At 39.5% G+C, this 18,469-nt stretch carries 20 protein-coding genes; 6 read left to right on the top strand and 14 right to left on the bottom strand.

The features are described 5' to 3' along the window. Positions 1 to 76: 76 nt before the first annotated feature. Positions 77 to 1,009 carry a methionyl-tRNA formyltransferase gene (fmt, locus tag P767_RS0100915; protein ID WP_026763039.1) on the top strand — a complete coding sequence of 311 codons (933 nt, stop codon included), beginning with the start codon at positions 77 to 79 and terminating at the stop codon, positions 1,007 to 1,009. A 45-nt stretch (positions 1,010 to 1,054) separates the two neighbouring features. On the opposite strand, the gene P767_RS0100910 is transcribed toward fmt, so the two are convergent. The 13 genes from P767_RS0100910 to P767_RS0100850 all read right to left on the bottom strand — a co-directional run bounded on the left by P767_RS0100910 (position 1,055) and on the right by P767_RS0100850 (position 12,518). Beyond that, positions 1,055 to 1,789, bottom strand: coding sequence for a rhodanese-like domain-containing protein (locus P767_RS0100910; protein WP_026763038.1), 735 nt, complete (start codon positions 1,787 to 1,789; stop codon positions 1,055 to 1,057). Position 1,790: 1 nt separating this feature from the next. Continuing rightward, positions 1,791 to 2,903, bottom strand: coding sequence for a LysM peptidoglycan-binding domain-containing protein (locus P767_RS0100905; protein WP_026763037.1), 1,113 nt, complete (start codon positions 2,901 to 2,903; stop codon positions 1,791 to 1,793). Positions 2,904 to 2,926: 23 nt separating this feature from the next. Then, positions 2,927 to 4,285, bottom strand: coding sequence for a methyltransferase RsmF C-terminal domain-like protein (locus P767_RS0100900; protein ID WP_051416953.1), 1,359 nt, complete (start codon positions 4,283 to 4,285; stop codon positions 2,927 to 2,929). 1 nt (position 4,286) lies between these two features. Beyond that, on the bottom strand, positions 4,287 to 5,714 hold the full coding sequence (locus tag P767_RS0100895; RefSeq protein ID WP_026763035.1) for an NAD(P)(+) transhydrogenase (Re/Si-specific) subunit beta: 1,428 nt from the start codon (positions 5,712 to 5,714) through the stop codon (positions 4,287 to 4,289). 1 nt (position 5,715) lies between these two features. Next, complete coding sequence (locus tag P767_RS0100890; protein ID WP_026763034.1) at positions 5,716 to 6,024, bottom strand: NAD(P) transhydrogenase subunit alpha part 2; 309 nt, start codon at positions 6,022 to 6,024, stop codon at positions 5,716 to 5,718. Positions 6,025 to 6,033: 9 nt separating this feature from the next. Further along, positions 6,034 to 7,161: an NAD(P) transhydrogenase subunit alpha gene (locus tag P767_RS0100885; protein WP_026763033.1), complete on the bottom strand. Its 1,128-nt coding sequence runs from the start codon at positions 7,159 to 7,161 to the stop codon at positions 6,034 to 6,036. A 17-nt stretch (positions 7,162 to 7,178) separates the two neighbouring features. After that, complete coding sequence (locus P767_RS0100880) at positions 7,179 to 7,979, bottom strand: O-methyltransferase (protein WP_245586807.1); 801 nt, start codon at positions 7,977 to 7,979, stop codon at positions 7,179 to 7,181. Then, on the bottom strand, positions 7,976 to 8,269 hold the full coding sequence (locus P767_RS18230) for a hypothetical protein (protein WP_157611296.1): 294 nt from the start codon (positions 8,267 to 8,269) through the stop codon (positions 7,976 to 7,978). The genes P767_RS0100880 and P767_RS18230 overlap by 4 nt, the downstream gene beginning before the upstream one ends. Positions 8,270 to 8,447: 178 nt before the next feature. Next, the gene (locus P767_RS0100870) at positions 8,448 to 8,945 is read right to left on the bottom strand and encodes a dihydrofolate reductase (RefSeq protein ID WP_026763030.1); all 498 of its coding nucleotides are present in this window, start codon (positions 8,943 to 8,945) and stop codon (positions 8,448 to 8,450) included. Position 8,946: 1 nt separating this feature from the next. Then, positions 8,947 to 9,741, bottom strand: coding sequence for a thymidylate synthase (locus P767_RS0100865; RefSeq protein ID WP_026763029.1), 795 nt, complete (start codon positions 9,739 to 9,741; stop codon positions 8,947 to 8,949). A gap of 74 nt (positions 9,742 to 9,815) precedes the next feature. Then, positions 9,816 to 10,472 (bottom strand): hypothetical protein, encoded by a 657-nt coding sequence (locus P767_RS0100860; RefSeq protein WP_026763028.1) that lies wholly within the window; start codon positions 10,470 to 10,472, stop codon positions 9,816 to 9,818. A gap of 58 nt (positions 10,473 to 10,530) precedes the next feature. Then, entirely contained in the window at positions 10,531 to 11,721 is a 1,191-nt protein-coding gene (locus P767_RS0100855) for a proline dehydrogenase family protein (RefSeq protein ID WP_026763027.1), read from the bottom strand. Between the two features lie 80 nt (positions 11,722 to 11,801). Beyond that, complete coding sequence (locus P767_RS0100850; RefSeq protein ID WP_051416950.1) at positions 11,802 to 12,518, bottom strand: SDR family oxidoreductase; 717 nt, start codon at positions 12,516 to 12,518, stop codon at positions 11,802 to 11,804. A 54-nt stretch (positions 12,519 to 12,572) separates the two neighbouring features. Between P767_RS0100850 and P767_RS0100845 the strand changes: the two genes are divergently transcribed. Genes P767_RS0100845 through P767_RS0100830 form a run of 4 tightly spaced genes read left to right on the top strand, consistent with a single transcriptional unit; the run spans position 12,573 to position 16,839 of the window. Then, positions 12,573 to 14,075, top strand: coding sequence for a cryptochrome/photolyase family protein (locus P767_RS0100845; RefSeq protein WP_026763025.1), 1,503 nt, complete (start codon positions 12,573 to 12,575; stop codon positions 14,073 to 14,075). After that, on the top strand, positions 14,072 to 15,172 hold the full coding sequence (locus P767_RS0100840) for an FAD-binding domain-containing protein (RefSeq protein ID WP_026763024.1): 1,101 nt from the start codon (positions 14,072 to 14,074) through the stop codon (positions 15,170 to 15,172). The genes P767_RS0100845 and P767_RS0100840 overlap by 4 nt, the downstream gene beginning before the upstream one ends. 10 nt (positions 15,173 to 15,182) lie before the next feature. Then, a complete protein-coding gene (locus P767_RS0100835; RefSeq protein ID WP_026763023.1) occupies positions 15,183 to 16,280 on the top strand; it encodes a mandelate racemase/muconate lactonizing enzyme family protein in 1,098 nt (365 codons plus the stop codon). 46 nt (positions 16,281 to 16,326) lie between these two features. Next, complete coding sequence (locus P767_RS0100830; protein WP_026763022.1) at positions 16,327 to 16,839, top strand: acyl-CoA thioesterase; 513 nt, start codon at positions 16,327 to 16,329, stop codon at positions 16,837 to 16,839. Positions 16,840 to 16,844: 5 nt separating this feature from the next. On the opposite strand, the gene P767_RS15175 is transcribed toward P767_RS0100830, so the two are convergent. Then, entirely contained in the window at positions 16,845 to 17,612 is a 768-nt protein-coding gene (locus tag P767_RS15175; RefSeq protein WP_037351477.1) for a lysophospholipid acyltransferase family protein, read from the bottom strand. A 69-nt stretch (positions 17,613 to 17,681) separates the two neighbouring features. On the opposite strand from P767_RS15175, the gene hxpB reads away from it, so the two are divergent. Further along, a complete protein-coding gene (hxpB, locus tag P767_RS0100820; protein ID WP_026763021.1) occupies positions 17,682 to 18,347 on the top strand; it encodes a hexitol phosphatase HxpB in 666 nt (221 codons plus the stop codon). Positions 18,348 to 18,469: the final 122 nt, after the last annotated feature.

Here is an 18,469-nt window from a genome sequence, read left to right as displayed (position 1 = left end):
TATCCTTCCCCAACCTGACGAAGTATTTTTAGTTAAGATTCAATGGAAACCTAACTTTGCAGCCTAAAAACTGGATATGCGTATTGTTTTTATGGGAACCCCGGATTTTGCAGTTGCCTCTTTGGATGCCTTGATTTCCAATGGTTTCAATGTAGTTGCTGTTGTAACCGCACCGGATAAACCTGCTGGCAGAGGTCTGAAAATGAACCAAAGTGCAGTAAAACAATTTGCTGTACAGCACAATATTCCCGTTCTACAGCCACTGAAATTAAAAGATCCGGAATTTATTGATTCACTTAAAAAGCTGGCGGCTGACCTTCAGGTTGTAGTAGCTTTCAGAATGTTGCCTGAAATGGTATGGAATATGCCTCCCAAAGGCACTATTAATGTTCATGGCTCCTTGTTGCCGCAATACAGAGGCGCCGCTCCCATTAATTGGGCGGTGATAAATGGAGAAAAAACAACAGGTGTAACTACTTTCAAATTAAAACATGAGATTGATACCGGAGATATTCTGCTGCAGGAATCCATGGAAATTGGCGAGGATGAAACGGCCACAGAAGTACACGACCGGATGAAAATAACAGGGGCTCAATTATTGGTAAAAACGCTCCTACAACTGGAAGAAGGAATCATTCTGGAACAACCGCAGCAATTAACAGCAGAAAACAAGCATGCTCCTAAAATTTTCACTGCAGATTGCGTTATTAATTGGAACAACCCGGTTGAAAAACTGCACAATCTGGTAAGAGGCCTTTCACAATTTCCCGGTGCCATAACCTACTTAGACGGAAAAATATTAAAAGTTTACCGCAGCAAAAAAGAACAAGCACAACACCCATTTGAAACCGGAAAAGTATTCACCGACAATAAAAGTTTTCTAAAATTCAGTTGCGCCAACGGATATCTTCATCTTCTGGAAATTCAGCTGGAAGGGAAAAAGCGCATGCCTGTTACTGATTTTCTAAGAGGCTATAACTTACAGGAAAACAGCGAAACAAAGGATTAAGGGGTTTTGGATTATTCCAATATTTGATTATACTTCAATCTTCTGCTATTCAATGGCTTTGCTTAGCGTTGGCAAATCTACCAATCCCTGCTTGCGCCATACTTCCTTTCCATTCTTAAATACTATAAATGTGGGAAGACCTTCTGATCGCAATTCTTTCATCACGGTAATATCAATTCCCCCATCTACTTTTACTAAATTAAACTGGGCTCCTTTTTCTTTTTGTAACTGCTGAAGCACTGGTTCCATTTTTACACAGGGAGGACACCATTCTGCTCCAATATCCACTAAAATGGTTCCTGTTTTGGTACTTGCCTTAAAAGCAGCAATACTTATTTCCGCTCTTGCGGCCTTCGTTTCCAGTGGCATTCCTTCCATACGCCAAGCCGACAAGCCTCCTTTTAAATTATTTACATCCTGAAACCCGTTTTGCTTCATCCAGTTCATTGCCTCTTCACTTCTTACGCCTGATGCACAATAGACCAATACGGGTTTAGCCTTATCAATGTATTGCACTCTTTCAGCAAACTCCCCCTCGTTTAGCCAGTTGGCTTGTAAAGCATTTTTAAAATGGCCTCCCTGAAATTCACCTGCAGTTCTTACATCTAAAATCTGAACACCCGGCAACTTCATTTTCAGATCGAATGCTTTTACAGTAATAGAACCGCCTGATTGAACTACAACTTCAGACGTTTCAGCAGCAACCTGATTTTCACTGGTTGTAGAATTGCAGGAGATAACAGCAAATAATAATAGAGAAGAAAGGATTTGCATTTTCATATTATTGTAAATAAGTAATCGTTACAGGAAAATAATTGTCGGCCTTACCCAATGCGGCCGCAGTAGCATTGCTTAACCGAATAATTAATGCGGGTGCTCCCTTAATTTCTGGTACAGGCCCCAGAACCCTGGCGCATACCGATTTATTATCTGCAGTTGAAATGCGCACAATTGTACCAGGCAAAACATCATTCATTAACACATAGAATTTCCGATCCGAAAATCCACTTAAAGATTTGAACGTGCCCGCATCACCTGCTTTATTAATCTTGTTTTTTGTGGGTTCATCCATTGCATAAATAAGACCGAAGTACCCTTCATCACCTTGCTTAGGCGTGTATCTTAATTCTTCCTCACTGATTTTATATTCAGAAGGCGATACTTTATTTGCTTCTTTAAATTGCTCAAGTGGAACAGGAGGAGGAACAATATTGGCAGCGGCTTCTGCCTCTTTTTTGGCCTTGTCTGCAGCTGCTTTGGCAAAAAACTTATCTGTTTCTGTCAACGGTTTCATTTCACCTTTCTTCATTTCTCTGGTACCATCTACGGAAGCATCCATCACATTCGGATCTTTTAGTGGCTGAGGTTCAACAGGGGCACCTATCACCGGAGGCTTCACAAAAACCTGCGCATTGGCCGCCGGAGCATCGGCTTTCATTGCCGCCAGTTTTGCTCCCCCAATAAATCCTATAACAATTGCCTGACCCTTTTTTAGAACATCTGTTTTTAAGTCGTTCCATTCGCGCAGTTTAGCCAGTGGAACTTTGAAGTACCGCTGACTGAGTCTAAAAAGATTTTCACCATTACCGGCAATATGAAAAACAGGTTCGCTGGTTGCGAACTCCTGTTCCTGAACCAGGTTTTCTTCCGATAATGGAATTTTCAATTTTACACCCGGAGAAAGCACAGCACTCACATTAATATTGTTATATGCCGCAATTTGTCTGGGAGTGGCTCCATAAATTCTGCTCAGTACAGATAAGGTTTCCTTGCCTTTTAGTTGATGTATAATGTGCAGGTCTCCGATTGCCCCGGCTGCAATTAATTTATCCTGTGCATTGGCAAATGCAGAGAGAAAAAGGAAGGTGAAAAATATATAATTTCTTAGGTACATAATCAATTAAATGGTCTGCAAAGTTAATCTTTTAATATTCTCCATTCGGATGGATAATAATTATTGATTCGGTTGGGCAAAACTTTAACCAAACCCAGTGTTACTTCCTGAAAAGCAACCCAATTCCATCCGGGATTGGCAGCTTCAACAGAGAAATTACCCCTTTTTAAAAACTGAATGGCCGATTCCTTATCGAGCTGTAGGGAAGGAATTCCGCTTTTGGGCAATACCGAGACCGCCCATTCGTGGGAAGGTATCCAGGATTTCCCCTTGAACTCCCCCATTTCAATACCTGCTTTTTTAATGTACAACCTCGACGACAATGCCTGAAGGTCATTCACAAAAGCAGGCGGTAAAAAGCGGATGCTATTGTTCTGTTTAAAATAAAAAGCTTCGGAAATGTCCGTAACAAATGGAGTAAGCCCTTCTAATTCGGATTTACTGGGTTTAACAAGCAGTGCCTCTCGCAATTGGTCCGGTAAGGATGCAGATGTTTTCTGAAAAACGGCAAGATAAAAACCCTCTCCCTTCAGCTTATTTGGATAAAAGCGGTATCCGTATGCATTTGTCTGGATAGAAATAGTTTCTACAATATTCCACTGACTTTCTATACTGATTTTACAGGATGCCAGTTTCATTTCACTTACCAGCCAGTCAGCTATTTTTTCATCTTCTTCCAATGAATAGGAACAAGTAGAGTATACCAGCAAACCATTCTCTTTTAAACAGGGAACAATATTAGCCAATATACGTTCCTGTCTCTGACTGCAGTGAATTACATTTTGTTCGCTCCACTCGTTAATTGCAGCAGGATCTTTCCGGAACATGCCACTACCACTGCAGGGAGCGTCTACAACTATAATATCAAAGTAACCAGCAAAGTCTTTAAAATGCTCCGGATCATTATTGGTTACTACCATATTGGGCATCCCCCATTTAGTAGTATTTTCCACTAATATGGCAGCCCGGGATTTAATCACTTCATTACTTATAATCAGCGCATCCGGATAAAGGCTTGCCAGCAGCGTTGATTTTCCGCCAGGCGCTGCACATAAATCCAATATTCTCAAACCCTTTCCTGTTCCCTGTATCCTGTTTTGCAAAGCATGTTCCAAAAACATAGAACTGGCTTCCTGAACATAATAGGCACCTGCATGAAACAAGGGGTCATGTGTAAATGAAGGGCGCAGTTTTAAATAGTATCCCTGGCTGCTCCAGGGAACTTTACCATCGAGCAAATCAGGTTGAACATTTGCTTTTTTCTGAGGATGCAATCGTATGCTGGTAATCTGTTCTCCTGTTTGGTGAACTGCTTCAAAACTTTCCCGATCAAAGCCATTAACTCCTGTCAGCGACTCTATAAATAATTTAGGTAAATTCACCTTACACAGATTTTATCTCTGCAACCAGTTTCTGCAATGCAGCTTTGGCATCACCAAATAACATGGATGTTTTAGGCTGGAAAAATAAAGCATTTTCAATTCCCGCATATCCGGGTTTCATACTCCGCTTGTTTACAATAACTGTTTTAGCCTGTTCTACTTCTAAAATAGGCATGCCATATATGGGGGATGCCGGATCGGTTTTGGCTGCCGGGTTTACCACATCATTTGCACCCAATATCAAAACTACATCTGTGGATTTAAATTCATTATTGGCATCTTCCATTTCCAGAAGGGCATCATAGTTTACATCTGCTTCTGCCAGCAACACATTCATATGTCCTGGCATTCTGCCTGCTACGGGATGAATGGCATACTTTACTTCTACGCCTTTTTCTTCCAGTAATTGTTCCAGTTCATGACAAATATGTTGTGCCTGTGCAACCGCCAAGCCATACCCGGGAACAATCATGACTTTACTGGCATAGCTCATACAAATAGCAGCATCACTAAGTGATATTTCTTTATAAGTTCCAGTAACAGCTTGTTGCTCTCCTTTTACTGAGCCACCAAAAGAACCAAGCAGCACATTGGTTAAACTTCTGTTCATGGCTTTACACATGAGTATGGTAAGCAATGTTCCTGCTGCCCCCACCAGAATCCCCCCCGTTAGCATAACCTGATTATCATATAAAAATCCGCCACATGCAGCTGCCACACCTGTGAATGAATTCAGCAAAGAAATCACTACAGGCATATCTGCTCCCCCAATGGGTAAAACAAACAGCACTCCATACAGAACAGCAGCAAAAGCAATGAGATAAAACCAGAAAAAGTTGGTATTAGAAATATTATAAGTCAGGTATGCTGCAAAAGCAAGGATCCCAATTAAAAGCACATTATTGGCCATTTGCTGACCATTGAATGCCAGGTCTTTTACCTTTCCGTTTAACTTCCCCCAGGCAATCATGCTTCCTGAAAAAGAAATAGTTCCAATAATCAGTCCGGCAAAAATAATTAGAAGTGTTACTGTATCTATACTTAGCTTGATTTCGGAACTATCCAAGCCTAATTGGGCAGTGTGTATCAGATGTCTGAATTCAACAATAGAAATAAGTGCAGCACAAGCACCTCCCATGCCATTGAAAAGACTAACCATTTCGGGCATGGCAGTCATTTTTACTTTCTGTGCTGCCAATGTTCCAATGATAGTTCCTACAGCTAGCCCGGCAAATATCCATGGATAATTCCCCAGCTTAACTCCATCTTCATTATACAGAAAAATGGTTCCGAATATAGCAATGGCCATACCTGCCGCTGCTACCCAATTACCCTTGCGTGCAGTATCAGGATGGGAAAGCATTTTAAGTCCAATAATAAAACTTAAAGAACCCAGCAGATAACAAAGTGTAAGCAGATTTAATTCCATCTTATTTTTTCTTCTTAAACATTTCCAACATTCTGTCTGTCACCACAAATCCACCTACCACATTCAGTGTACCCAAAACAACGGCTAAAAAACCAATACTCAAAGCAAGCCAATCGTCTGCTTCAACTTGTCCCATCACAATAATGGCTCCGATAATTACCACACCATGTATGGCATTGGCTCCACTCATTAGTGGCGTGTGCAATACACTTGGCACTCTGCCTATTACTTCTATCCCCAGGAATATCGAAAGCAGCACTATATATACCATCTCTATATGTTCCTGCAGAAATACCAAAAATGTATTCATGATGTCCAATTAACTATTTAACAATGCCAGAATTCTTTCATGCACTACTGCACCATTGTGCAGAATACAACAACCTTTAACAATATCGTCTTCAAAGTTGAGTTGAATGTTGCCTTCCTTGGAAACAATCAACTTTAGGAAATTATAAATATTCTTACCATACACTTTGCTTGCATCCACCGGCATATCAGCAGCAAGATGGCTGTTGCCATACAATGTTATTCCGTTAATATGATTGATGGTGTTTTGCTGAACTCCAAAAACATTACCTCCTGTTGAAGCTGCCAAATCAATTACTACTGAGCCAGGTTTCATTAGCTTCAGCATGGTTTCATCAATCAGTAAAGGTGCTTTCTTGCCTTGAATTTGCGCGGCAGCAATAATTACATCCGATTTGGCAACGGATGCGGCCAATCTTTCTTTTTGCTTCTGTTTAAATTCATCTGATTGTTCTACGGCATATCCTCCGGCAGCAGAAGCATCAGCTGCCCCCTCCACTTCAATAAATTTTGCACCCAGACTCATCACTTCTTCTTTTACAGCAGGCCTTGTGTCTGAAACTTCCACAACAGCACCTAGTCTCTTAGCAGTTGCAATAGCCTGCAAGCCTGCCACACCTGCACCCAGTATCAACACTTTTGCCGGAGGGATACTTCCTGCTGCTGTCATGAACATAGGAAAATAATGGGGCAATAAATCAGCCGCTTTCAGAACAGCTTTATAACCTGCAATATTTGCCTGACTACTTAAAACGTCCATCGACTGAGCCCTGGTAGTACGGGGTATCATATCTAAGCTAAAAGCAGTGCAACCCAAAGCAGCCCAGTCTTTCATTTGCGAATAATTGAAGAGTGGCTGCAAAACGCCAATAAATATAATATTAGACTTCGCCTGTTTCAGCTCTGAGGATTCAATTCCCCAGAATCCAACAATAATATCAGCACTTTGAATAAGATTTGTGCGAGTGGCTATTTTGGCTCCCACTAATTCATAGTCTGAATCGGAAGCAAATGACAAAACACCAGCTTCTGTTTCAACCAATACTTCAACCCCTGACTGCAGTAATGGGGTTAACTGAGCAGGAAGCAAGGCTACCCTTTTTTCACCAACGGGTTCTTTTAAAATCCCTATTATCATGTATGTAAGTTAACGCTTTAATAGCGAACAGAGAAATGCTGCTTTTCTTTGTTTTCCTTTCTGAAAAAAACCAATCCAATAAAAAATAAATCAATGGTAAGGGTTACCATTTCATCGGCTTGAATTAGCTTCCAGGCCATCTCCATTTCCTTACTCCGGTGAATATCATCAAATACCAAAACTGAATATTCGTGCAACTGTGGCTTTAGCCACTCAAAGTAACGAAGCTTGGGTTCCATGCGATAATTTCCATCAATTAATACAAAGTCGAGGTGTGGATTTTGAGACAATACTACTGGCAAGGTTTCATCTAAATTACCCGTTACCTGTACTATATTTTTCAGCCCCAGATATTGAAAATGTTTTTTAGCAATTGCTGCAATTTCGGTTGATTCTTCTACAGTGATTATACTGGCATTGGAATTGGCCGCTGCCAGATAGCTGGTAGAAATTCCCAGAGAAGTTCCTAATTCCAGAATAGTAGATGACCCAAAATAATTCACCATTCTAAATAAGAGCTGCGAATATTTTTTAGATTTCAGCTTTGATTTTGCAATAGAGGAAATTGATCTTGTATTGGAAGCATTCAATCTTGAGCCGGCACCAAAATCTGTAATATTCAAAACTGTATGATCTTGCAAGTAAGATTCCCTGGCAGCTTCTATCAATGGAAAATAATAAAAGTCGCGGTCATCATTGAGTACTCGTTCTATTAATTCAAATACAAACGGAGAATGAACGCCATGTCCTTTTGCATTTGCTGCAAATAGCCAATACTGAAAGTACTTTGCACTTAATTTGATTGGGCTGTACATCATTTTTTTATTTGTAATGAGTGGAGCCTGATCCATCTGCCACCTGCCAGAAAAGCAAACCAACTAAAAATAATCGCTATGTTTTTAAACCATTCCCAGCTTGAGTAGTCTGGCCATTCAGCAATATCCATATACAATATCATCATTGCCAAACTAAACCATTTGCTTTTATTAAAAGTAGTCAAAAGAAATAAAAAAGGTAAAAACACAGATGCAATCAACTTTATAGTACTGAAATCAAGGTAATCCTGCCAATGAAAATTTTTAGGTGCAGCTGCAGAAATAGATCTCAAAAATTGAATTAATCCAACAATTATTCTGAGTTGATATGCCGCATATACCAACAGGATCCAATTGAATATTGGCAAAAGAGAATGAACCCAGCTATTAACAAGCTTCTCTTTCCTAACAACAATAATAATAATTAAAAAAGGAATTAGCCACACATATAGAAAAGGATACAATGCCATATTAGCTTTTCTTTATCCACTTTTGAAACCGATAAGGATAGGCATGTTTATCATCGGCCGGATGCGCATCTTCCATTACCATTTTCCATTGACCTTCATTAATTGCCGGGAAAAATGTGTCGCCATCAATTACAGTTTCCACCCTGGTTAAATAAATAGTATGGGCAAGTGGAAGTGATGCAGCATATAACTCTCCTCCTCCAATAATAAAAGATTCTTTATAATGATGGGCTGCAGCAATTGCTATGGCTTCATCCAGTGAAGCAGCCTTTTGTACGCCTTCCGAATACCAGTCTGCCTGTCTGCTAATAACTATATTCAGTCTGCCATTCAGGGGTTTGCCAGCCAGTGATTCAAAAGTTTTTCTTCCCATAATAACTGGCATAGCCCAGGTGGTTTGCTTGAAAAACTTAAGGTCGTTGGGCAAACGCCACAAGAGCTGATTATTCAACCCAATAGCATTGTTTTCTGAAGCCGCAACAATTATTGATAAAATCATATTATACTGCAACCGGTGCTTTAATGGCCGGATGACATTGGTAATTCTCTAATGTAAAATCTTCAAACTTAAATGCAAACAAATCTTTCACTTCAGGATTCAGGCGCATCTGAGGAAGGGGGAAAGGTTCTCTGCTCAGCTGTAGTTCTACCTGTGAAAGATGGTTATTATAAATATGCACATCCCCAAAACTATGGATAAAGTCTCCTGCCTTTAGCCCGGTTACCTGGGCCATCATCATGGTTAATAAAGCGTAGGAAGCAATATTGAATGGCACACCCAAAAAAACATCGGCACTTCGCTGATACAACTGACAACTTAATTTGCCGTCAGCAACATAAAACTGAAATAAACTATGACAGGGCATCAATGCCATTTTAGAAAGCTCTCCTACATTCCATGCACTCACAATCATCCTTCGGCTATCCGGCTGATTTTTAATCTGATTCAACACATCTGCAATCTGGTCAATCACTTTACCGTCTGCTCCCTCCCAGCTTCTCCATTGCTTTCCATAAACAGGTCCCAGATCGCCATTGGCATCAGCCCATTCATTCCAGATACTGACACCGTTATCTTTTAAATATTGAATATTGGTATCTCCGTTCAGGAACCAAAGCAATTCGTAAATAATGCTCTTTAAATGTAATTTTTTAGTGGTAACCAGGGGGAATCCCTTGGAAAGATCAAATCGCATCTGGTAGCCAAAACAGCTAATAGTACCTGTACCTGTACGATCGGTTTTCTGCGCACCGTTATCTAAAATATGTTTTAGCAGATTATGGTATTGTTGCATACACAAATTAACAACAGAATGACCGCATTTAGCAGTCATTCAGAAATCTGTGAAGAAATTGTGATTATTGAAAATTACTTTTTTTGCAGCAATTTATTGAAGCTTAAAAACCAGCCCATATTGCTCACATGAGTATCAAAACTCCCCATTCTGCCTTGCACACTAAGTCCAAAACCAATACTGCCCCTTAGCGTAAACTCACTGGACTGGTTAGAAAACCGATCCGCACCTCCCGTAACATACTTATAGGTAGTTGTATTGGTGTACTTTGAGTAAACAGCCGGCAATCCAGCCTGCAGGAAAATGGCAAAGCTGTTTCTCCTGTTTAAATTAAAATAATAACGGGTCATTGGGACCAACCCAAGATCTAAATGATTATTTACATCTTTCGTTTCTACGTTAGGGAAAAAAGGTGGAATACCATTCGTTACCGGATAGGTCATGTACTTTCTCTGTTCGGTATGAAATCCGGCAATTCCCATTACCCCTACCATTAAATTCTGCTCAATAAATTTTCCGTACATGGGGGCAAGCAATAAACCCAGATTGGTGTTGTTCTTACGAATAGACACATCCGTGTAAGATCCAATCATATCTGAATAAACCGGAGAAAAGCCAATACCCAGAAAGGATTTACCCTTTGAAAAATGCTGAAATACAGGTTTATCCACCTGAGCATACCCGCTGCTAATAAGCAGAAAGGAAAATACAAGAATCACTAATGGTTTCATCAATTATCATTTTCAGTAAGACGCATTCAGCATATATTTTGCTGCACCGTTTATACTGTTATGAAACCTTTCGTCGTGCTATTTCTTTCCTTATCAACGACAACTCCCTTCCGGTTTGTCCGGCAACACTGGAGTTTTCCTTTGCCCTTCTCATTAAATATGGAATTACATCTTTGATAGGTCCGAATGGCAAATACTTGCTTACTTTAAAACCTTCCTTGGCAAGATTAAAAGTAATATTATCGCTCATTCCGTATAACTGAGAAAAGTGAACATGTGGATGATCGTGAGCTAAATTGCGTTCATGCATTATCTGCGCAGCCAGTAAATTACTGGCTTCATTGTGAGAAGCAATTATTACAGAAATATCTTCCAGATGATCAAAGCAAAACTGCACTGCTTTATTAAAATCAGCATCCGTTGCTTCTTTGTTAGGCTGAATGGGTGAACCATATCCCATTTCCAAAGCTCTCTCTCTTTCTTTCTCCATATAGGCACCCCTAACCAGCTTAATTCCCAACTTGAATTGCTGCTGTTTGGCAATCTTGTAGGAAAGCTGTAAAAAATGCAAACGGTCGTGTCTGTATAGCTGAATAGTATTGTAAACAATCACTTTTTCTTTGTTGAACACTTCCATCATCTCCATGCAAAGACGGTCAATAGGATCCTGAATCCAACTTTCTTCTGCATCAATCAAAACTCCTATGTTTTTTTCTGCTGCCAGTTCACAGATAGTGTACATGCGATCTCTTACTCTGTCCCATTCTGCAATTTCCTCTTCATGATCGTGTACCCCGCTTCTTAGTCTGGGTGCTTCGTTTAATGTTTGTAACAATCCGAATCTGGCCAGTCCGGTAACTTTTATACTGATGAAAGGAATATTGGTTTGGGTAGCAGCGTAATTAATAACACGAAGAAACTCCTCTGTAGCATGATCAAAACTTGCTTCTGATTCTTTTCCTTCTACGCCATAATCTAAAATTACCTGAATGCCATATTTGCCTAATAAATTACCAACATTGGCCGTTTCTTCCAAGGTTTCGCCACCCACAAATTGCTTGAAAATCGTTTTACGAATCAAACCATTTACCAACGGCATTCCTGATTTCATTACATAAGGAGTAAGCGTGGTTCCAAGCTTTACAAACCAGGGGTACTCCATGGTTTTAAATAAAAACTTAGCCCCGTTTAATTCCTTATCCGTCTTATAAGCAAAGGCATTCTCCGTATTATCAAAGGAAATATTCATACTAACAGATGTTCGTAGTACAAATATCGGTACTAGTTCTATAAGAAAGATTTATTTGTTCAAAAAACAGGAAAAATTCATCAGATTGCCTGGTGATTGAAAGGCTGCAAAACCATTTCACTTACCACCCCACTGGAAGGTTGCTGGCAAAGGAACCAGATGGCTTTTGCTGCTTCTTCTGCAATAATCATTTTATCGCGCTGAACCCTCAGGTCTATGGTATCCCAGAAAGCAGAATCAATCCCGCCAAGGAATATATTGGTAATACGGATTTCCGTTCTTTTCAGTTCTTCCCTAATACTTTGCATCATGCCAACCAGTCCATATTTACTGGCACTATAGGCTGCTGCGCCAGCCATGGGAACTTTTCCCAAAACTCCTGGAATATTTATAATAAGGCCTTTTTTTTGTTCTTTCATATTTGGCAAAACGGCTTTTACCAGATAAAAAGCGCCAATCAGGTTCACCTGCAGCACTTTTTCAAAGGAAGCCGAATCGAGCGTATCCATGGTTTTTATAATTCCAATTCCAGTGGCATTGATAAGGGTATGAATGAATGGGGTTTGGCCCAATACCTGCGCCACTACCTGGTTAACAGAAGCTTCACTGGTTATATCCATTTGAAAAGTTCTGCTGGATGGAATTCCTGCAAGCTTTGCAACTTCTTCCAATTTCTGACTATCTCTGCCGGTAATGTATACGATGGCGCCGCTGGCACTTAATTGCCTGGCAACCTGTGACCCAACTCCACCTGTGGCACCTGCCAATAATACAACCCTTCCTTTCAATGATTCCATTTTACTGTTTTGTTATACAACAAAGCGATTATGAATTTGTTGTAAAGGCTTAATATGAAAACAATATCCCTGGTTTTCCCTCACCAGCTTTTTAAACAGAATAAAGCATTAGATAAAAAATATCCGGTCTTTCTGATTGAAGAATTTCTCTTTTTCAACCAGTTTTCATTTCATTTTCAAAAACTTTTGTTGCATCGGGCAAGCATGAAAGCATACGAAGCCTATTTAAAAGAGAAAGGACTTGAAGTTCAATATATTGAAGCCAATCAGCCCATCTCTGATATTCGTCAGCTGATTCCGTTTCTGGTTCAACAGGGAATTGATCATATTCAGGTTGCTGATCCTGCAGATAATTGGTTATCCAGGAGGTTAAAAAGGGCCTGTAGGGACCAGGGGATTGAATTACAGGTATTTAACAACCCTGGCTTTTTAAACACCCTGGAAAACTGTGATGGCTTTTTCGAAAAGAAGAAAACATTCTTTCAAACCGACTTCTATACCTGGCAACGAAAACAAAGAAAAATACTGGTTAATGAAAAGGAACAACCTTTGGGGGGCAAATGGACTTTTGATTCCGAAAACAGGGAAAAGTATCCTAAAAATGCTGTTCCCCCGTCATTTACCCTTTCAAGTGAGAACGCATTTATTATTGAAGCAACCAATTATGTAAAAAAACAATTTCCCAAAAGTCCGGGGGTGAAAAGTGCACCGTTTGGAGACTCATCCAGGCCACAATACTATCCGGTAGACTTTACCTCAGCTGAAGCATGGTTTGATCAGTTCCTGCAACAACGTTTTCATGATTTCGGGAAATACGAAGATGCTATGGTTGCAGGAGAAGCTGTATTAAACCATAGTGTTTTAAGTCCATTGATGAATATAGGCTTATTAACCCCTGAATGGATTGTTAGCAAAACACTGGCTTTTGCTCAAAAACAGGAAATTCCAATGAATTCGCTAGAAGGTTTTATTCGTCAGATAATTGGATGGAGAGAATTTATTTATCAGGTATATGGCAGAATTGGTTCCAAACAGAGAACTAAGAATTTCTGGGGTTTCAGCAGAAAAATTCCGGCATCTTTTTATTCCGGAGAAACCGGGATTGTACCTGTAGATGAAGTTATTAACAAGCTAAATAAATCGGGCTATAATCATCATATAGAAAGATTAATGGTATTAGGCAATTTCATGCTGCTCTGCGAATTTGATCCCGATGAAGTTTATAAGTGGTTCATGGAAATGTATGTTGATGCTTATGATTGGGTAATGGTACCCAATATTTATGGAATGACACAATTTGCAGATGGAGGTATGATGACTACAAAACCCTATATCAGTGGCAGTAACTATATTCTTAAAATGAGTAATTATCCCAAAGGTAAATGGCAGGAAATATGGGATGCACTTTTCTGGCGGTTCATGCATGTACACAGGGATTTTTTCTTAAAAAATCCAAGACTGGGTATGCTGATAAAAACCTTCGATAAAATGCCGGAACAAAAAAGACAGGCCCATTTACAGATTGCAGAAAACTATTTAAATACAATTACAAAATGATTTCCTTACCTACTCAATACAATGAAATTGTTTCCCGCATTGAACAAATAGATGCCCGAAAATATGAGAAGACAAGAAATTTCATCAATGGTGCAGTAACCTACCTCTCCCCCTATATTGCCAGAGGAGTGATTCAGCTGCCTCAAATAAAAGAAATAGTAGTACCTAAATTCGGAAAATATATTTCTGAAAAACTGGTTCAGGAACTGGCATGGAGAGAGTTTTTCCAAAGAGTGTGGCAACACAAACATGCTGCCATCTTAAGTGATTTAAAACAGGATCAGGAAAAGGTAAAGCACAGGCAGATTCCTTCTAGTATTATTACAGCCAGTACGGGCATTGAGTCAATAGATCAAGCCATACAGCAACTCTATCAAACGGGCTATATGCATAATCATTCCAGAATGTATACAGCCATGCTTACCTGCAATATTGCAGGGTCACACTGGCTTATGCCTGCAAAATGGATGTACTATCATTTACTGGATGGCGATCTGGCCAGTAATATGCTAAGCTGGCAATGGGTTGCAGGATCATTCAGCAGCAAAAAGTATTATGCAAATCAGGAAAACATAAATAAGTATACCGGAACGAATCAACATGGAACTTTTCTGGATTGCCCTTATGAAGCATTTCCAGCTGCACAGATACCAGCAGAACTTTATGAAACGGAAGTATTTAATTTAACCACACCATTACATGAGAAAAATACGCCTGTTATAGACTCATCTTTACCTACTCTTATTTATAACTCTTATAATCTGGACCCCAACTGGCACAAAGAAATCAATGCCAACAGAATATTGCTTTTAGAACCAGACCATTTTGAGAAGTTTCCGATAAGTGAGAAAGTAATGCAGTTTATTTTGAATTTAGCCAAAGACAATATATCGGATATTCAGGTATTTGCCGGCACATTTCAAGAACTGGAAACGATAGTTGGTAAAAACAAAATCTTCTTTAAAGAACATCCAATTGCTTCTCAATACAAAGGAATTCAGGAAGAGAGATCCTGGTTGTTTCCAGCAGTAAATCAATACTTCGGAAGCTTCTTCTCGTATTGGAAAAAATGTGAACGCTATTACCAGGAAAAATAGACATTTGCTTATGCAAATCACATCCATAAACATTTACAAGTATTCAATTCCAATGGTGCCATTTACCATTGCAACAGGTACCATGCATTATGCACAGAACCTTTTGATTCAGGTTCAAACAAACGAAGGAATTACAGGTACCGGAGAATGCTCAGCATTCCCTATGATTGTTGGTGAAACACAGGCTACTTGTTTTGAAATGGCGAAGGAGTTTGCAGACATCTGGAAAAATAAAGACCCGCTGGATATAAATACCCGGATGAAGGAACTGGATTTATTTACTGCCGGAAATTATACAGCCAAAAGTGCATTTGATTTGGCATTACACGATATAGCTTCTCAAAATGCAGGCCAACCATTGTATGCTTTTCTGGGAGGATCCCGTAAACCAATCATCAGTGATTTAACCATTGGGATAGACAGCCCTGAAGCCATGGCAAAACAGGCGGTAAGTTTTGTTGAAAATGGCGTTGCAACCATCAAGGTAAAATTGGGAAAGAATGCGGTTGATGATATTGAGAGAATCAGAGCCATCCGGAATGCAATTGGCTATACAACAGCCCTTAGAATTGATGCCAATCAGGGTTGGACATACGATGATGCGGCAACCGCTTTAACTGCGTTGGGAACTTACCAGATAGAGTTTTGCGAACAACCCATGCGCACGTATAATGATGAATTATTGCCGGAACTTTGCAAAATCTCTCCTATAAAGTTAATGGCGGACGAATCAGTCTACACCCATCACGATGCGGAAAGAATCATCAGAAATAAAGCCTGCCACTATATCAATATTAAGTTTGCCAAAAGCGGAGGTATTGCTGAAGCTTCCAGAATTAACGAAGTAGCTGAAAAAAATAATATCCCTTGTATGATGGGCGGAATGCTTGAAAGCAGACTGGCATTAACTGCTAAAGTTCATTTTGCCATGTCCAGGAAGAATATTGTATTCTATGATTTAGACACTTGCTTGCTAGGACATAAAGTAGATCCTGTTATCCAGGGTGTTCAATACAAGGGATTAGAACTGATATTATCCGATCAACCCGGCATTGGCGCAACAGTTGACCCTGATTTTCTATCCAGCCTGGAAAGTATATCCATTTAACCATTGCTGGATTAGCTAACCTATATTTGCATTTGAAATTACTGTTATGGAGGCGAAAAAGTCTAGTGAAAGTTTTACAATTATGAATGAGTTGGTATTGCCCAACGATACCAATACATTTGGAAATTTAATGGGGGGGCGTTTGATGTATTGGATGGATATTGCTGCTGGCATTGCTGCCGGTAAGCATTCCAACACACCCGGTATGACCGCATCAGTTGACAATTTAAGTTTTAAGAACCCAATCAAATTGGGAAATGTTGTTCATATCGAGGCAAAAGTTTGCCGCGCATTCAATACTTCCATGGAAGTACACCTTAAAGTCTGGGGTGAAGATTTGCTTCACCAGTATAAATACGAAAGCAATGAAGCATTTTTCACTTTTGTTGCTTTGGATCCTAACGGAAAACCCAGACCTGTTCCACAATTAATTCCAGAGACAGAAGATGAGCAAAGGCTGTTCGATGGTGCTTTAAGAAGAAGACAACTCAGACTAATTCTGGCCGGCAAAATGAAACCGGATGATGCCAGTGAACTGAAAGCGTTGTTTGTAAAATAAACCGATTATTTATCGAGCTTACTCATTAAATGGTGCTTCCCTTTGAGCATATAATTCTTGCTTTGCTCAATGGCTTCCATTACCTGGTCTAAGATTTCATCTACAGACTGCGTATAATCAATAACCATGGGCTCTTTAAATCTTACTGACAAAAGAGAGCCTTTCTTTTTAAATGAAAGTCCTTTTTTTGTGAAAGCTCTCCAGAAACCATTTATTACAACTGGAACTACTACAGGCTGATTGTTTTTAATGATATGTGCTGTACCTTTTCTGCCCGGAGCAAAAGGTTTGGTTGTACCCTGAGGAAAAGTAATCACCCAGCTCTTATTCAATGCCTGATCAATTTTCTGTGTGTCAGATTCATCTCTGGATCTGCTAACATCTTTACCCTCCGCCCTCCAGGTTCTTTTTACAGTTAATGCACCAGCCAGTTTAAACATACGGCTGATTAAACTACCATTCATGGTTTCTTCTGCTGCAACAAAATAAATATTCGTAAAAGGATTCAGTAGATAATAAGGTAATCCCAGCTTGTTTTCCTTTCTCCATTTAACAGCACAGAAAATATGAATGAACGTAATAACATCAGCAAAATAGGTCTGGTGGTTGCTTACGAAGAGTACATTGTTTTTAGGCAACTTTTTTAGATGCTCTGTACCTTCTATTTTAATACTATTGATAACAGTAAGACCAGGATAAGTAGCCATTCCTACAAAACCATAAACGAATGATCTTACTAAACGAATATTTTTTAGTCTTTCCACTAAATTCATGTCGATAATAATTGGCCAGCAGTGCAAAATAAGGAATAGATTATACATTTGCAGCAGAAAAAATAACAGATGGCATTAACAACCGTAATTTTTGACATTGATGGCTTATTGATCGACAGTGAGCCACTTTGGCATGAAGCTGCAACAGATACATTTAAATCGTATGGTGTACAATTATCCAATGCCATGTATGCAAGCACCACAGGACTCAGAACTAAAGAGTTTGTAGATTGGTGGTTTCATTTTTTTAAAATAGATATGAAGCATGCTCCCGATGCAGAAAAGGAAATTGTAAAGGGTGTACTGAAAAAAATTGAAGAAAAAGCAAGCATTATGCCGGGTGTGCCGCATATATTTGACTTTTTTGCAAACAAACAATTTAAAATAGGACTGGCAACCTCTTCTCCCCCTGAATTAATAGATCTGGTAGTTAATATGACGGGTATTGGTCCTTATTTAAGCGCCACTGCCTCTGCTGAGTTTCTCCCTTTTGGTAAACCCCACCCTCAGGTTTATCTGAATTGTGCAGAATCCATGAATAGCAAGCCAACCGAGTGTGTTTGTTTTGAAGATTCCTTCAATGGTATGATAGCAACCAAAGCTGCCAGAATGAAATGCGTGGTAATTCCTCACCATTCCCAAACAAAAGAAGAAAAATGGGGAGCAGCTGATTTAAAATTGAGCTCTCTGCAAAATTTTGGCGAATTGCACTTCGACAGACTGTTTAACAGCTAATATTACTTAATCAATTTTACATCATTAGATAAAGATGCATATACAATTATATGCATCTTTTTTTTGGATAACCCAACAAAAAAGCCCCGGGTAAAACCCGGGGCCTTTTTTATTTAGAAGCT

Origin of the sequence: Sediminibacterium salmoneum NBRC 103935, assembly GCF_000511175.1 — a bacterium.
Lineage (GTDB): Bacteria > Bacteroidota > Bacteroidia > Chitinophagales > Chitinophagaceae > Sediminibacterium > Sediminibacterium salmoneum.
This window is presented reverse-complemented; position numbering and strand designations above follow the sequence as displayed.

Bases quoted from the DNA above. Each gene is read 5' to 3' on its own strand.
- fmt (WP_026763039.1), top strand. From the start codon at position 77: ATGCGTATTGTTTTTATGGGAACCCCGGATTTTGCAGTTGCCTCTTTG.
- P767_RS0100910 (WP_026763038.1), bottom strand. From the start codon at position 1,789: ATGAAAATGCAAATCCTTTCTTCTCTATTATTATTTGCTGTTATCTCC.
- P767_RS0100905 (WP_026763037.1), bottom strand. From the start codon at position 2,903: ATGTACCTAAGAAATTATATATTTTTCACCTTCCTTTTTCTCTCTGCA.
- P767_RS0100895 (WP_026763035.1), bottom strand. From the start codon at position 5,714: ATGGAATTAAATCTGCTTACACTTTGTTATCTGCTGGGTTCTTTAAGT.
- P767_RS0100890 (WP_026763034.1), bottom strand. From the start codon at position 6,024: ATGAATACATTTTTGGTATTTCTGCAGGAACATATAGAGATGGTATAT.
- P767_RS0100885 (WP_026763033.1), bottom strand. From the start codon at position 7,161: ATGATAATAGGGATTTTAAAAGAACCCGTTGGTGAAAAAAGGGTAGCC.
- P767_RS0100880 (WP_245586807.1), bottom strand. From the start codon at position 7,979: ATGATGTACAGCCCAATCAAATTAAGTGCAAAGTACTTTCAGTATTGG.
- P767_RS0100870 (WP_026763030.1), bottom strand. From the start codon at position 8,945: ATGATTTTATCAATAATTGTTGCGGCTTCAGAAAACAATGCTATTGGG.
- P767_RS0100865 (WP_026763029.1), bottom strand. From the start codon at position 9,741: ATGCAACAATACCATAATCTGCTAAAACATATTTTAGATAACGGTGCG.
- P767_RS0100860 (WP_026763028.1), bottom strand. From the start codon at position 10,472: ATGAAACCATTAGTGATTCTTGTATTTTCCTTTCTGCTTATTAGCAGC.
- P767_RS0100855 (WP_026763027.1), bottom strand. From the start codon at position 11,721: ATGAATATTTCCTTTGATAATACGGAGAATGCCTTTGCTTATAAGACG.
- P767_RS0100850 (WP_051416950.1), bottom strand. From the start codon at position 12,518: ATGGAATCATTGAAAGGAAGGGTTGTATTATTGGCAGGTGCCACAGGT.
- P767_RS0100845 (WP_026763025.1), top strand. From the start codon at position 12,573: ATGAAAACAATATCCCTGGTTTTCCCTCACCAGCTTTTTAAACAGAAT.
- P767_RS0100840 (WP_026763024.1), top strand. From the start codon at position 14,072: ATGATTTCCTTACCTACTCAATACAATGAAATTGTTTCCCGCATTGAA.
- P767_RS0100835 (WP_026763023.1), top strand. From the start codon at position 15,183: ATGCAAATCACATCCATAAACATTTACAAGTATTCAATTCCAATGGTG.
- P767_RS0100830 (WP_026763022.1), top strand. From the start codon at position 16,327: ATGGAGGCGAAAAAGTCTAGTGAAAGTTTTACAATTATGAATGAGTTG.
- P767_RS15175 (WP_037351477.1), bottom strand. From the start codon at position 17,612: ATGAATTTAGTGGAAAGACTAAAAAATATTCGTTTAGTAAGATCATTC.
- hxpB (WP_026763021.1), top strand. From the start codon at position 17,682: ATGGCATTAACAACCGTAATTTTTGACATTGATGGCTTATTGATCGAC.